At 51.3% G+C, this 14,494-nt stretch carries 15 protein-coding genes and 1 pseudogene; 8 read left to right on the top strand and 8 right to left on the bottom strand.

Annotation, left to right across the window (positions count from 1 at the left end):
• Window positions 1-41: 41 nt before the first annotated feature.
• The gene (locus tag IUJ45_RS00215) at window positions 42-524 is read right to left on the bottom strand and encodes a DUF4189 domain-containing protein (protein ID WP_002245995.1); all 483 of its coding nucleotides are present in this window, start codon (window positions 522-524) and stop codon (window positions 42-44) included.
• A 383-nt stretch (window positions 525-907) separates the two neighbouring features.
• On the opposite strand from IUJ45_RS00215, the gene IUJ45_RS10910 reads away from it, so the two are divergent.
• The 3 genes from IUJ45_RS10910 (at window position 908) to IUJ45_RS00205 (ending at window position 2,660) form a co-directional block, all read left to right on the top strand.
• Window positions 908-1,033, top strand: coding sequence for a hypothetical protein (locus IUJ45_RS10910; protein WP_002213319.1), 126 nt, complete (start codon window positions 908-910; stop codon window positions 1,031-1,033).
• A gap of 73 nt (window positions 1,034-1,106) precedes the next feature.
• Window positions 1,107-1,853, top strand: coding sequence for a CDP-diacylglycerol--serine O-phosphatidyltransferase (pssA, locus tag IUJ45_RS00210; RefSeq protein WP_002213318.1), 747 nt, complete (start codon window positions 1,107-1,109; stop codon window positions 1,851-1,853).
• Window positions 1,854-2,660: a sulfite exporter TauE/SafE family protein gene (locus IUJ45_RS00205; protein WP_002219162.1), complete on the top strand. Its 807-nt coding sequence runs from the start codon at window positions 1,854-1,856 to the stop codon at window positions 2,658-2,660.
• Window positions 2,661-3,326: 666 nt separating this feature from the next.
• Here IUJ45_RS00205 and IUJ45_RS00200 read toward each other — a convergent pair.
• The 6 genes from IUJ45_RS00200 to trxB form a co-directional block, all read right to left on the bottom strand.
• Entirely contained in the window at window positions 3,327-3,434 is a 108-nt protein-coding gene (locus IUJ45_RS00200) for a hypothetical protein (protein ID WP_025461133.1), read from the bottom strand.
• Window positions 3,435-3,447: 13 nt separating this feature from the next.
• A complete protein-coding gene (gene rplI / locus IUJ45_RS00195; RefSeq protein ID WP_002235866.1) occupies window positions 3,448-3,900 on the bottom strand; it encodes a 50S ribosomal protein L9 in 453 nt (150 codons plus the stop codon).
• Between the two features lie 16 nt (window positions 3,901-3,916).
• On the bottom strand, window positions 3,917-4,147 hold the full coding sequence (gene rpsR, locus IUJ45_RS00190; protein WP_002213306.1) for a 30S ribosomal protein S18: 231 nt from the start codon (window positions 4,145-4,147) through the stop codon (window positions 3,917-3,919).
• Window positions 4,148-4,153: 6 nt separating this feature from the next.
• Window positions 4,154-4,456, bottom strand: coding sequence for a primosomal replication protein N (gene priB / locus IUJ45_RS00185; protein ID WP_010981204.1), 303 nt, complete (start codon window positions 4,454-4,456; stop codon window positions 4,154-4,156).
• Window positions 4,457-4,825 (bottom strand): 30S ribosomal protein S6, encoded by a 369-nt coding sequence (rpsF, locus tag IUJ45_RS00180; RefSeq protein ID WP_002213302.1) that lies wholly within the window; start codon window positions 4,823-4,825, stop codon window positions 4,457-4,459. It abuts the gene before it with no gap.
• A 155-nt stretch (window positions 4,826-4,980) separates the two neighbouring features.
• Window positions 4,981-5,931, bottom strand: a complete 951-nt coding sequence (trxB, locus tag IUJ45_RS00175; RefSeq protein ID WP_002245994.1) for a thioredoxin-disulfide reductase — start codon at window positions 5,929-5,931, stop codon at window positions 4,981-4,983.
• Between the two features lie 138 nt (window positions 5,932-6,069).
• On the opposite strand from trxB, the gene IUJ45_RS00170 reads away from it, so the two are divergent.
• The 5 genes and pseudogenes from IUJ45_RS00170 to IUJ45_RS00150 all read left to right on the top strand — a co-directional run bounded on the left by IUJ45_RS00170 (window position 6,070) and on the right by IUJ45_RS00150 (window position 13,573).
• Entirely contained in the window at window positions 6,070-8,247 is a 2,178-nt protein-coding gene (locus IUJ45_RS00170) for a heavy metal translocating P-type ATPase (protein WP_002249385.1), read from the top strand.
• Between the two features lie 54 nt (window positions 8,248-8,301).
• On the top strand, window positions 8,302-10,188 hold the full coding sequence (gene uvrC, locus IUJ45_RS00165) for an excinuclease ABC subunit UvrC (protein ID WP_002245992.1): 1,887 nt from the start codon (window positions 8,302-8,304) through the stop codon (window positions 10,186-10,188).
• 272 nt (window positions 10,189-10,460) lie between these two features.
• Window positions 10,461-11,864 carry a tetratricopeptide repeat protein gene (locus IUJ45_RS00160; protein WP_002227257.1) on the top strand — a complete coding sequence of 468 codons (1,404 nt, stop codon included), beginning with the start codon at window positions 10,461-10,463 and terminating at the stop codon, window positions 11,862-11,864.
• Window positions 11,865-11,985: 121 nt separating this feature from the next.
• Window positions 11,986-12,702 (top strand): tRNA (guanosine(46)-N7)-methyltransferase TrmB, encoded by a 717-nt coding sequence (gene trmB, locus IUJ45_RS00155; protein WP_002227255.1) that lies wholly within the window; start codon window positions 11,986-11,988, stop codon window positions 12,700-12,702.
• 218 nt (window positions 12,703-12,920) lie between these two features.
• Window positions 12,921-13,573, top strand: a pseudogene (locus IUJ45_RS00150) (IS1595 family transposase).
• A gap of 98 nt (window positions 13,574-13,671) precedes the next feature.
• On the opposite strand, the gene IUJ45_RS00145 reads toward IUJ45_RS00150, so the two are convergent.
• Window positions 13,672-14,436 (bottom strand): KilA-N domain-containing protein, encoded by a 765-nt coding sequence (locus tag IUJ45_RS00145; RefSeq protein ID WP_002245990.1) that lies wholly within the window; start codon window positions 14,434-14,436, stop codon window positions 13,672-13,674.
• Window positions 14,437-14,494: the final 58 nt, after the last annotated feature.

Raw genomic sequence — 14,494 nt, 5'->3', positions numbered from 1 at the left:
AGAAATGCCGTCTGAACATCTTTCAGACGGCATTTCCCGTTTTATTTGAGATTTTGAATCAAAGAGCGCACAGTTCCCCCGTAATAAGAAGAAGACGTGCAATACACTGTTTCCAAGCCGCATTGTCCCTGTGCGCCGTATTTTTTGATGCACTGGTTGAGTGCGACCTGATAAACGCTCGTAAAACGCGGAGAAGTAATCACAACGGCGTTTTCAACGCGCATCGCGCCCAAGGCTTTCGGGTATGCCAGCGCGACACAGGTATTGTTCAGCGACACGACCGACCGGCATCCGGTCGGCTCGTCTTCGGCAATGCCCGCAAGCGTGTCCTGACCTTTGCAGAAAGCTTCCAACTCGGCAAACGCTTCGCTTTTCGTCGAATCTTCTTTTGTGGTTTTAACCTGCAAAACATCGTTTGCATTCTGCGGATTCTGCCAAACGGCGAGATAGCCGTAAGTATCGGCAGCCCGTGCCGCCGCAGTCATCAGGCATAGTGCCGATACGGCCAGTATCTTTTTCATCATGATAAATTCCCGACGGTTCGTCCAAATTCTGTTGCATTATAAACAAAAAACAGGATAAGTCCCGCCTTATCGGCTTATCCCTCCCCGCAGATTGCACCGCCGGGTATGGCAAACCGATTTCGGCAGCGCAAATCCGCATACCGCCGCCTTAGCGGCAAGCCGTTGTTTTCAGACGGCATTGCGGGCAATCCTTGCCGCGGGCGAAAAACCTTGTCCTATAATTTATCCCGCTTCAAAATCAGCATACGGTCGGAAATGCAAAAAATATCTTTCAATTTGTTGAAACCTGCAACCCCCTGAAAATAGGGAAACGCCGCCCCGGTTTGAACGGTGCGCCGCATATTCCGATGCCCTCCCCCCGATACCTTCCGGCAAGCCCAGAAATGCCCGGCAACAATATCCATCCGGCAAAAATCCGAAACAACACACCCGGTGGCAGGCAGAGTCAAACCGCCCCGCAAAGCATCCGCCATCAGAAAAACAAACCGCCTCCGAGGGCTTCATCCTAAAGGGCGTATTGTTCGATAATGGTTTGGGTTATAATCCCCTATCGATTCTCCACGTCCGTGAGACACTTCAGCTATGGAAACCCCGACCAACACCCCGCAACGCTCCCTGCGTCAAAACAGTATCTACCTGCTGCCCAACTCCTTTACCATCGCCGCGCTGTTTTCCGCATTTTACGCAATCACCCAATCCATGCACGGACGTTATGAAACCGCCGCCATCGCGGTATTCATCTCTATGTTGCTGGACGGTATGGACGGGCGCGTGGCGCGGCTGACCAACAGCCAAAGCGCGTTCGGGGAGCAGCTCGACAGCCTTGCCGATATGGTCAGCTTCGGCGTTGCTCCCGCTCTGATTGCCTACAAATGGCAGCTTTGGCAGTTCGGCAAAATCGGTTATTCCGTCGCCTTCATCTACTGCGCCTGCGCCGCCCTGCGCCTTGCGCTGTTCAACACGCTCATCGGCAAGGTGGACAAACGCTGGTTTATCGGCGTGCCCAGTCCGACTGCCGCCGCGCTGATTGTCGGGCTGATTTGGGTCAACCACAGCGTCGAAAAATTCCCCGCCGTCCACTGGTGGGCATTGGGCATCACACTGTTTGCCGGCCTGTCGATGATTGTCCAAATCCCTTTTTGGAGTTTTAAAGAAATCAACATCCGCAGACAAGTCCCCTTTGTCGGAATGCTGCTTGCCGTCTTACTGCTGCTTCTGGTCACTTGGGAACCGTCGCTCGTCCTCTTCCTGTTCTTTCTCGGATACAGCCTGTCCGGCTACATTATGGCGGCACGCCGATTCTGGAAAAAATACAGAAAGGCGGATTAAATGTGGCATTGGGACATTATCTTAATCCTGCTTGCCGTAGGCAGTGCGGCAGGTTTTATTGCCGGCCTGTTCGGCGTAGGCGGCGGCACGCTGATTGTCCCTGTCGTTTTATGGGTGCTTGATTTGCAGGGTTTGGCACAACATCCTTACGCGCAACACCTCGCCGTCGGCACATCCTTCGCCGTCATGGTCTTCACCGCCTTTTCCAGTATGCTGGGGCAGCACAAAAAACAGGCGGTCGACTGGAAAACCGTATTTACGATGATGCCGGGTATGGTATTCGGCGTATTCGCTGGCGCACTCTCCGCAAAATATATCCCAGCGTTCGGGCTTCAAATTTTCTTCATCCTGTTTTTAACCGCCGTCGCATTCAAAACACTGCATACCGACCCTCAGACGGCATCCCGCCCGCTGCCCGGACTGCCCGGACTGACTGCGGTTTCCACACTGTTCGGCACAATGTCGAGCTGGGTCGGCATAGGCGGCGGTTCACTTTCCGTCCCCTTCTTAATCCACTGCGGCTTCCCCGCCCATAAAGCCATCGGCACATCATCCGGCCTTGCCTGGCCGATTGCACTCTCCGGCGCAATATCGTATCTGCTCAACGGCCTGAATATTGCAGGATTGCCCGAAGGGTCACTGGGCTTCCTTTACCTGCCCGCCGTCGCCGTCCTCAGCGCGGCAACCATTGCCTTTGCCCCGCTCGGTGTCAAAACCGCCCACAAACTTTCTTCTGCCAAACTCAAAAAATCCTTCGGCATTATGTTGCTTTTGATTGCCGGAAAAATGCTGTACAACCTGCTTTAAAACACACGAAAAAACCTTTTTACCGTTTGCACAAGCAATTAATCAGGACAAAGCTGCCCAGTCTCCTGTTCCGACAAAAGGACAGACAACCTGACCGTGCGCCCGACTTTTACCCTTAACTTCTTCTGCCCACAGATTCCATTGCCTTTTTCCAAACTGCCGATTGCCCCGCCTTCACGCCCGAAGGCATCGGCGCATCGCCTGCCGTGCCGATTCCACGCGATGCGGCTGCCTCCCAAACGGTATTTCCGCCATAATGACCGGCATACAAGCCGTAACCTTTGCAATCATATATATAAGTTATTAAATTTTTAGGATGTATTTTGACAATCTGTTGATTTCAACTGCTTGCAAGGGAAAAGGCCATTATTTTTCGGTCAATCAGGAAGTTATCCTATTGAACATTTTGAAACAAAGTATGTTATCAGCACCATATTGAAACACAGCCAAATTTTATGCCCGATACCATTTTCAAAATAAATAATCCCCTGATTTTCACAGATTTCTCAAAATCAGAAAAGTTTTTGTCAATTGAATATTTTGGCTGTGTTTTAGTAATCTGTTGATTTCAATTATTTGCAAGGGAAAAGACAATTATTTTTTCGGTTAGGAAGAGACCTATCCTATTGAGTATATTGAAGCCAGGTACGCTGTACTGGTTTAAATTTAATCCACTATAAAAACAACCATCCCGATTTTTGCAGAATATACGAAAAACAAAACAAATACCGTCTGAAACCACATTCCGACAATCGGCAGGGTTTCAGACGGCATCTGATAATTTCAATTACTCGGTTGCGGCAACGACGGCAACGGTAATTTTAGCAACGGCATCAGTGTGCAAAGCCACTTCCACTTCGTACTCGCCAACGGCTTTCAGAGGACCGTTCGGCAGACGTACATTTGCTTTCACGGCTTCGATGCCGGCAGCAACGATTGCAGCCGCAATATCAGCATTGGTGACGGAACCGAACAGGCGACCGTCCACACCGGCTTTTTGTGCAACGGTAATGGTTTGACCGTCCAATTTTTCCTGACGGACTCGGGCATCTGCCAAAATTTCAGCCTGTTTGGCTTCCAATTCGGCACGGCGTGCTTCAAACTCTTTCATATTCGCTTCGGTCGCACGTTTTGCCTTACCTGCGGGAATTAGAAAGTTGCGGGCGTAGCCGTTTTTAACGGTTACGATGTCGCCCAAGTTGCCCAGACCGCCGATTTTTTCTAACAGAATAATTTGCATGATTCAATCTCCAAAATTATTTGTGTTGGTCGGTGTAAGGCAGCAGAGCCAGGAAGCGTGCGCGTTTTACGGCAACAGCCAATTGGCGTTGGTAGAATGCCTTCGTTCCTGTGATGCGTGCAGGAATGATTTTACCGTTTTCAGAGATAAAGTCTTTCAGCAAATCAACTTGTTTGTAATCGACTTCTTGGATTTTTTCAGCCGTGAAACGGCAGAATTTTCTACGTTTGAATGATTGACGAGCCATTGTCGTTTAACCTTTATATTCTTGAATATTTTGTATCCTGAGCATCGGCATAAGGGAACGTCTGCTTTTTTGAGCTAAAAAACCTTCGACGTGAACATATACACCTTGCCGATACTGCCACTCTTCCGCCTGCCTGCCTAAAATCCGTGCCGGAATTTCCAATTGGACAAGGCATTGCTGCCCGTTTTCCTCCTGCCACGATTCGTGCTTTAAAATAATATCTAAAACAGGGATTCCGGCAGGCGTATATCGAATAGGGAAAACCTTTTCAATTAACACGGCAAGCGAAACAAGATTATTGAATCCCAATTATTGGGCGACCGCTTCTTCAGACGCGCCGCTCAACAGGTTCTTAGCCTTTTCACCACCCAACATAGGGGATGCTTCGGTAACGGCGTGTTTGGTTTTGATGGTTAGATGGCGCAATACGGCATCATTGAAGCGGAATGCGGTTTCCAGCTCTTCAACCACTTCGGGAGTGGTTTCGATGTTCATCAAAACGTAATGGGCTTTATGGATTTTGTTAATCGGGTAAGCCAGTTGGCGGCGACCCCAATCTTCCAAACGGTGAATCTTACCGTTTGCTTCAGCAATCATGGTTTTGTAACGTTCAACCATAGCAGGCACTTGCTCGCTTTGATCAGGATGAACGATAAACACGATCTCGTAATGACGCATGTTATCTCCTTATGGATGGTAAAAACAGCCTTCTGCCATGCGAAAGCAGAAGGCAAGGTTCAAAGAGCAGGCATTATATTGGGGTTTGCCGACGGAATCAAGGATTTGGTGCGAAAAATTTGCATTCCGCCGAAAATTTCGGTTTCAGACGGCATTCAAATGTTTTGGCTGCCCAGCCAGCGTTCCGCGTCCAAAGCCGCCTGACAGCCGGAAGCCGCGCTGGTAATCGCCTGACGGTAGGTATGGTCTTTTACGTCGCCCGCCGCCCATACGCCTTCGATATTGGTTGCGCCGACATTGTCCGCCGTGCCGCCTTTGGTTTTCAGGTAACCGGCTTCGTCCATTTCCAACTGACCTTTGAAAATATCGGTATTCGGCTTGTGCCCGATGGCGATAAAAATGCCGCTGACGGCAATTTGTTGCTCAGAACCGTCGTTGTTTTTTAATAATGCGCCGTTTACGCCCCGATCGTCGCCCAGTACTTCTTGCAGGTTGCTTTCCAGCTTGAGGATGATTTTGCCCTCTTCCACGCGTTTCATCAGTTTGTCGATCATGATTTTTTCGGCACGGAACTCGCTGCGGCGGTGGATCAGGGTAACGGTTTTGGCGATATTGGCAAGGTAGAGTGCCTCTTCAACTGCCGTATTGCCGCCGCCAACTACGGCAACATCTTGGTTTTTGTAGAAGAAACCGTCGCAGGTGGCACAAGCGGAAACGCCTTTTCCTGCAAACGCTTCCTCACTCGGCAAACCGAGGTATTTGGCGGACGCGCCTGTTGCGACAATCAGGGCATCGCAAGTGTACTCGCCCATATCGCCTTTGAGTGTAAACGGGCGTTTTTGCAGATCGACGGCGTTGATTTGGTCAAAAATGATTTCCGTTCCGAAACGTTCGGCGTGGGCGAGAAACCGCGCCATCAATTCCGTCCCTTGCACGCCGTCGGCATCGGCAGGCCAGTTGTCCACTTCGGTGGTGGTCATCAGTTGCCCGCCTTGCGCGATACCTGTAATAATGACGGGGTTTAAATTGGCACGCGCGGCATAGACGGCGGCGGTGTATCCGGCGGGGCCGGAACCCAAAATAATCAGTTTGCGGTGTTGGGACATTGTTTTTCCTTTGCTGTGTCAAGTTTTCGGATTCTACTCGAATTATCGGCGCGTTTGAGAAATTTCGACCATACCGGCGTTCAGACGGCATCACGCAGCCTTGACCGCCGTCTGAATATCAAAGCAGGAATCACGCTTATGCAACAAAAAGTCCGTTTCCAAATCGAAGGCATGACCTGCCAGGCATGTGCTTCGCGCATTGAAAAAGTGTTGAACAAAAAAGATTTTGTCGAATCGGCGGGGGTAAACTTCGCCAGCGAAGAGGCGCAGGTAGTGTTTGACGACAGCAAAACCTCAGTAGCCGACATTGCCAAAATCATTGAGAAAACCGGTTACGGCGCGAAGGAAAAAACGGAAGATACATTGCCGCAACCCGAAGCAGAACACCATATCGGCTGGAGGTTGTGGCTTTTGCTGGCCATCAATATCCCGTTCCTTATCGGTATGGTAGGGATGATGCTAAAAGGGCTGAATTGGACACGGCATGATTGGATGTTGTCGCCCTTGTTGCAGTTTGCATTGGCGAGTGTGGTGCAGCTTTGGCTGGCGGTGCCATTTTACAAAAGCGCGTGGGCGAGCATTAAAGGCGGGCTGGCGAATATGGACGTACTCGTTACCATCGGCACGGTCTCGATTTACCTGTATTCCGTCTATATGCTGTTTTTCAGCCCGCACGCGGCGTACGGTATGGCGCATGTGTATTTTGAAGTAGGCATAATGGTGATTGGTTTTGTGTCACTGGGTAAATTTTTGGAACACCGCACCAAAAAATCCAGCCTGAACAGCTTGGGCTTGCTGCTCAAACTCACGCCAACCCAAGTCAACGTGCAACGCGATGGCGAATGGCGGCAGCTACCCATCGACCAAGTGCAAATCGGCGACCTAATCCGCGCCAATCACGGCGAACGCATTGCCGCCGACGGCATCATAGAAAGCGGCAGCGGCTGGGCGGACGAAAGCCATCTTACCGGCGAATCCAATCCCGAAGAGAAAAAGGCAGGCGGCAAAGTATTGGCGGGCGCGCTGATGACTGAAGGCAGCGTGGTGTACCGCGCCGCGCAGCTCGGCAGCCAAACCCTGCTCGGCGACATGATGAACGCACTCTCTGAAGCGCAAGGCAGTAAAGCACCGATTGCGCGCGTGGCGGACAAGGCGGCGGCGGTGTTCGTGCCTGCCGTCGTGGGCATCGCGTTGTTGACTTTTATTGTTACTTGGCTGATTAAGGGCGATTGGACGGTTGCGCTGATGCACGCCGTCGCCGTTTTGGTGATTGCCTGCCCGTGTGCGCTCGGTCTGGCTACACCCGCCGCGATTATGGTCGGCATTGGCAAAGCGGTGAAACACGGTATTTGGTTTAAAGACGCGGCAGCAATGGAGGAAGCCGCCCACGTCGATGCCGTCGTGTTGGACAAAACCGGTACGCTGACCGAAGGCAGCCCGCAGGTTGCCGCCGTTTATTGCGTTCCCGACAGCGGCTTTGACGAAGACGCTTTGTACCGCATCGCCGCCGCCGTCGAACAAAACGCCGCCCATCCGCTCGCCCGTGCCATCGTCTCCGCCGCCCAAGCGCGCGGTTTGGACATTCCCGCCGCACAAAACGCACAAACCGTTGTCGGCGCAGGCATTACCGCCGAAGTGGAAGGCGTGGGTTTGGTGAAAGCAGGCAAAGCCGAATTTGCCGAACTGGCCTTGCCGAAGTTTTTAGACGGCGTTTGGGATATTGCAAGCATTGTTGCGGTCTCAGTCGATAACAAACCCATCGGCGCATTCGCACTTGCCGACGCGTTGAAAGCCGATACCGCCGAAGCCATAGGCCGTCTGAAAAAACACAATATCGATGTCTATATTATGAGCGGCGACAACCAAGGCACGGTCGAATACGTCGCCAAACAACTGGGCATCGCACACGCCTTCGGTAATATGAGTCCGCGCGACAAAGCCGCCGAAGTGCAGAAACTCAAAGCCGCCGGCAAAACCGTGGCGATGGTCGGAGACGGCATCAACGACGCACCTGCGCTCGCCGCCGCCAACGTTAGCTTCGCCATGAAAGGCGGCGCGGACGTTGCCGAACACACCGCATCCGCCACGCTGATGCAACATTCGGTCAACCAACTCGCCGATGCCCTATCGGTATCGCGGGCGACGTTGAGAAACATCAAGCAAAACCTGTTTTTCGCCTTCTTCTACAATATTTTGGGCATTCCGCTTGCCGCGCTCGGTTTTTTAAACCCTGTCATCGCAGGCGCGGCAATGGCGGCAAGCTCGGTTTCCGTGTTGAGCAACGCCTTGCGCCTGAAACGGGTAAAAATCGATTGACCGCATATAACCACCCGACAGCTTTTCCGAACGGATAAGGCTGCCGCTGCCGATATGCCGTCTGAAGCCGTTTTTCAAATAATTGATATGAATACAGAAAACCGTTCTCCGGAACAATTCGATATCCCGCTCTTCCTCAAAAACCTGCCCAAGCTGCCGGGCGTGTACCGTTTTTTTGACGAAGGCGGCAAAGTCTTATACGTCGGCAAAGCGGTCAACCTCAAGCGGCGCGTGTCCGGCTATTTCCAAAAAAACGACCATTCGCCGCGCATCGCATTGATGGTAAAACAGGTTCATCATATCGAAACCACCATCACGCGTTCCGAAGCCGAAGCCCTGATTCTCGAAAACAACCTCATCAAAGCCTTGTCGCCGAAATACAATATCCTTTTCCGCGACGACAAAAGCTATCCTTATTTGATGCTCAGCGGCCATCAATATCCGCAGATGGCGTATTACCGCGGCACGCTGAAAAAGCCAAACCAATACTTCGGCCCGTATCCCAACAGCAACGCCGTGCGCGACAGCATTCAAGTGTTGCAAAAAGTCTTTATGCTGCGTACCTGCGAAGACAGCGTATTCGAGCATCGTGACCGCCCTTGCCTGCTGTATCAAATCAAACGCTGCACCGCGCCCTGCGTCGGACACATCAGCGAAGAAGACTACCGCGACAGCGTGCGTCAAGCCGCCACTTTTCTCAACGGCAAAACCGACGAACTGACCCGCACCCTGCAACACAAAATGCAAACTGCCGCCGCGAATCTGCAATTTGAAGAAGCCGCCCGCTACCGCGACCAAATCCAAGCACTCGGCATTATGCAGAGCAACCAGTTCATCGACAGCAAAAACCCGAACAACCCCAACGATATCGATTTGCTCGCGCTGGCGGTTTCAGACGGCATCGTCTGCGTACACTGGGTCAGCATACGCGGTGGGCGGCACGTCGGAGACAAAAGTTTCTTCCCCGACACCAAAAACGATCCCGAGCCAAACGGGCAAGACTATGCCGAAGCCTTCGTCGCCCAACACTATCTGGGCAAAAGCAAACCCGACATTATCATCAACAACTTCCCCGTCCCCGATGCGCTGAAAGAGGCTTTGGAAGGCGAACACGGCAAACAAATGCAGTTCGTAACCAAAACCATAGGCGAACGCAAAGTTTGGTTGAAAATGGCGGAACAAAACGCACAAATGGCGATTGCACAACGCCGCCTGCAACAAAGCAACCAGCAACACCGCATCGACGAACTCGCCAAAATCCTCGGTATGGATTCAGACGGCCTCAACCGCCTCGAATGCTTCGACATCAGCCACACCCAAGGCGAAGCCACCATCGCCTCCTGCGTCGTGTACGATGAGCAAAACATCCAGCCCTCGCAATACCGCCGCTACAACATCACGACCGCCAAACCCGGCGACGACTACGCCGCCATGCGCGAAGTGTTGACGCGCCGTTACGGCAAAATGCAGGAAGCCGAAGCCAACGGCGAGACCGTCAAATGGCCGGATGCCGTGTTAATTGACGGCGGCAAAGGGCAAATCGGCATCGCCGTATCGGTATGGGAAGAACTCGGGCTGCACATTCCTTTGGTCGGTATCGCCAAAGGCCCCGAACGCAAAGCCGGTATGGAAGAACTCATACTGCCTTTTACCGGCGAAGTCTTCCGCCTGCCGCCCAACAGCCCGGCCTTGCATCTATTGCAAACCGTACGCGATGAATCGCACCGTTTCGCCATTACCGGCCACCGCAAAAAACGCGACAAAGCCCGCGTTACCTCCTCCTTAAGCGACATCCCCGGCGTAGGCAGCAAACGCCGCCAAGCCCTGCTCACCCGCTTCGGCGGTCTGCGCGGCGTGATTGCCGCCAGCCGCGAGGACTTGGAAAAAGTGGAAGGCATCAGCAAGGCATTGGCGGAAACCATTTACGAGCATCTGCATTAGTATGCTGCCCAAGCAAAAACCGTCTGTAAAAAATATGATACAGCAGGTCGGTATACCGATATATAGTGGATTAAATTTAAACCAGTACGGCGTTGCCTCGCCTTAGCTCAAAGAGAACGATTCTCTAAGGTGCTCAAGCACCAAGTGAATCGGTTTCGTACTATTTGTACTGTCTGCGGCTTCGTCGCCTTGTCCTGATTTTTGTTAATCCACTATAAACCTAACTTCATAACACAATAACGATGATTCGACAAAACGGAAAACGATCTGACATGAACAATCCCGACTTACCCTATCGGCAGGCCTTAGAATGCCTGTCTCAAAAACAATATAACTTTACCGAAGTCCGCCGACTGCTGACAGAAGCGTTCTCGGCAGGTCATCCCGCCGCCGCATTCGAGTTGGCAAAACACCTGATGGACGCGGACAGCCCCTACCAAGACCGCGAACAAGGTATGGAAATGCTCCGCATCGCCGCCGAACAGGGGCATCCCTATGCGCGTTACAATCTGGCATATATCCAAGAATTGGAAGGCGCGCCCCCGGAAACCCTGATACCGCTTTACAGACCGTTGGCAGAGGAAGGACTGCCTGAAGCACAAGTCCGCCTGATGTACCTTCTGTATGCGTCCCGACATTTTGAAGAAGCCCTGAAATGGGCAAAAACAAGCGCAAAAAACAACAACCCCCACGGGCAATACCTGCTTGCCCAATACTGCCGGTACGGCACGCCGCCGGATTTTGAAACGGCGCACCTGCTCTACCGCAAAGCGGCGGCACAAGGCTTGGCGGCGGCACACTGGCAGCTCGGGCTGCAATACCGTTTCGGACAAGGGACGAAAGTCGACACGGCACAGGCCGTCAATCATTTGCGCGCCGCCGCACAACAAGGATACATTCCCGCCTACACCCCGCTTGCCGAGCTCATCCTACCTACGGCTCCTGATGAAGCCGTTCACTGGTTTCAACAGGCGGCACAGGAAAATGACCCCGATGCCCATGCCGCACTTGCCGACATCTACCTGCAAGGCAAGCATCCGGAAAGAAACTACAAACTTGCCCTGCATCACGCCGAAGCAGCAGCCGCCGAACGCCATCCCGAAGGTTTGCGGATACTGGGCGACATCTACCGCTACGGACTGGGCATGACTTCCGATAAAGAAAAAGCCCTGCATTATTACCGGCAGGCAGCCGAAGCCGGCAGCCTTGCCGCGTATCAGAAACTCATATCCGACAGCGCGTTAAACCATCCCGACCAATATGGCGGCATTAAAGATTCCGCCATCAGGCGGCAAAGGGCAGAACGGCTTTATCAAAAAGCCCAAGCCCTGCATTACGGATTACAATGCGCGCCCGAATATGCAGCCGCACTCAAACTCTACACAGAAGCCGCAGAACTCGGCCACAGCAAAGCCCAAACCAATCTGGGCAGCATGTATTACTTCGGACAGGGTATGACCGCCGACTACAATGAAGCACGCAAATGGTTTGAAAAAGCCGCCGCGCAAAAAGACAGCATGGCACTTTATAACCTCGCCTGCATCCATTACAACGGACACGGCGTCGAGCCGGACAAAGAAAAAGCCTGCCGCTACCTGCAAGAAGCCATAAACAACGGATACGGGCAAAAAAGCGTCCTGCAAGAACTGCTGCAACAATGGCAAAATGCCGTCTGAACAGCGTTACACCTACCCTGCCGAAACGAAACAGGTATAATCGCCCCTTTCCTTTCCCGCCGTCCGAACAGGCCTTTCACATTCAGACGGCATCCTGATTGCACAAGCGCACGAAAGCATTATGACAGACACCGCCGAAAACCAAACACAAAACAACTGGCAAGCCGAACACCCCCGCAGCATCCGCAGTTTCGTCCTCCGCCAAAGCCACATGACCGCCGCGCAGCAACGCGCCATCGATACCTTATGGGGCAGCTTCGGCATCGACTACCAAGCAACACCGGCCGATCTTGATGCCCGTTTCGGAAGCAGCCGACCCAAAATCCTCGAAATAGGCTTCGGTATGGGGACGGCAACCGCAGAAATCGCCCGCAGGCTGCCCGAAACCGACTTTCTTGCCATCGACGTACACGGTCCCGGCGTAGGCAATCTGCTCAAACTCATAGAAGAAAACCATTTGGAAAACATCCGCGTGATGCGGCACGACGCCGTAGAAGTTGTCGAAAATATGCTGCAAGACGGCTCGCTCGACGGCATCCACATATTCTTCCCCGACCCGTGGCACAAAAAACGCCACCACAAACGCCGTCTGATACAAGCCCCCTTCATCGCCAAACTGCTGCCCAAACTCAAAACCGGCGGCTATATCCACCTGGCGACAGACTGGGAAGAATATGCACAGCAGATGCTTGAAGTCCTCAGCAGCTTCGACAGCCTGCAAAATACGGCGGCAGACTACGCCCCCACCCCGGACTACCGCCCCGAAACCAAATTCGAAGCGCGCGGCAAACGCCTCGGACACGGCGTTTGGGACTTGGTATTCAAACGGATCGGATAACAAACCGCCGGATAAAAAAATGCCGTCTGAAGCATGTTTGCTTACAGACGGCATTTTTTCAAGATAAAGCAGCGAACGATGTTTCGATACAAAGTTCAAAGCAATGGTTTGAACGGCAAAAACGCGTGTATACCGCACGCATCCTTGTAGGTTTTAACCTGCACATCGGTTTTAAAGTTGGGGCTGTACTAGATTAGCAGATATGTTACCCTCGAAATATGAAGATAACGCACTGCAAATTAAAGAAAAAAGTACAGAAAGAACTGCTCCGTTTTTTGTACTGGAAGTTACCGCCCGTTCTGCCGCCGATATTTTGGGTATCCATCCCAATTCGGCAGCACTGTTCTACCGTAAAATCCGCACGGTTATCAACCATCATTTGGCCTTGGCTGCCGATGAGGTTTTTGAGGGCTCTGTCGAGCCGGACGAAAGCGATTTCGGCGGACGGCATAAAGGTAGACGTGGTCGCGGTGCAGCAGGAAAAGTGGTTGTTTTCGGCATTCTGAAACGCAACGGACGGGTCTATACCGTTGTGGTGGATAATGCCAAGTCTGAAACGTTACTCCCTGTCATCAAAAAGAAAATCATGCCGGACAGTATTGTTTATACCGATAGTCTGAGCAGCTACGACAAGTTGGACGTGAGCGGTTTTATCCATTACCGCATCAACCATTCCAAGGAATTTGCAGACCGTCAGAACCACATTAACGGCATTGAGAATTTTTGGAATCAGGCAAAACGCGTCTTGCGAAAATACAACGGAATCGATTGCAAATCTTTTCCACTGTTCTTGAAAGAATGCTAATTTCGATTTAACTTCGGCACACCGTCTCAACAGCTTAAAATCCTGCGGGATTGGTATGGGATTTAGGGCTAATCTAGTACAGCCCCTTAAAGTTTGTCCCGCCCGCAGGTAGGGTGTATGGCGTAGCTACGCACGCGGTGGTTGGTAATGCAGGCTACGGCTTGCTACGACTCGCTTGCTGGTAACATTAACGGGGTTAAATAAGGCAAAATTGCTGCATCACGTTCTGAAAAATATTGTTTAGCTTTTTCTTTTAACCATACTTCATTAAAGTGCCATTTAAAATCTTGATAGTATTCTATTGGATATAATTTGGCCTCCACGGGTCTCCGAGCATCAAGGAATTCATGTTTATATGTTGGGAAGTTATTCGGATCAACGTTTCTATTTTCCCTCAGCCATCTACAAAATAATCTTCCTTCTGAAATATCCGGAACTAACTGACTAGGTAATACATAACCTTGTTCCTCCAAAGGAGCAATTAAATTTAGCGTAATTTCATTAAGCATTGAAAAATGCGTATATGGAATTTTTCCTCTATTTTGCAAGTATCTTTGGATATGCGCGGAATGGGAAGGAGAAGCATTGACTTTACCTGACATCCATTCATGAACCCAAGTAGATACCTTTACAGCAAATGCAGGGGATAACCACTGTGCTAAATTAATTGCTAAATAAGGGTGTACCCAAGAGCCCTGTAAAGAAGGTTCTCCACCAATTCTCTGTTGAATCAATTGTTGTTCGGATAATCCCGTCTGGGCTTTCAATTCATTTAAGAAATGATTTGTAGACTGTAATTGTCTATAATCACTGTAAGATTTACCTACAGATTTACACAATGCTGTCGCATTGATATATCCGTCACTCATTCTCTGTGGGATAATTTCACCGCTTTCAACACGAGGAATCAGCTGTAGTTGCTCTGCCATAGTTACTTTCCTATAAAAATAATAGATGACGTTATTGTATCTTCGCTAATTAAAAAAT

Origin of the sequence: Neisseria meningitidis, assembly GCF_022869645.1 — a bacterium.
Classification (GTDB): Bacteria; Pseudomonadota; Gammaproteobacteria; order Burkholderiales; family Neisseriaceae; genus Neisseria; species Neisseria meningitidis.
This window is presented reverse-complemented; position numbering and strand designations above follow the sequence as displayed.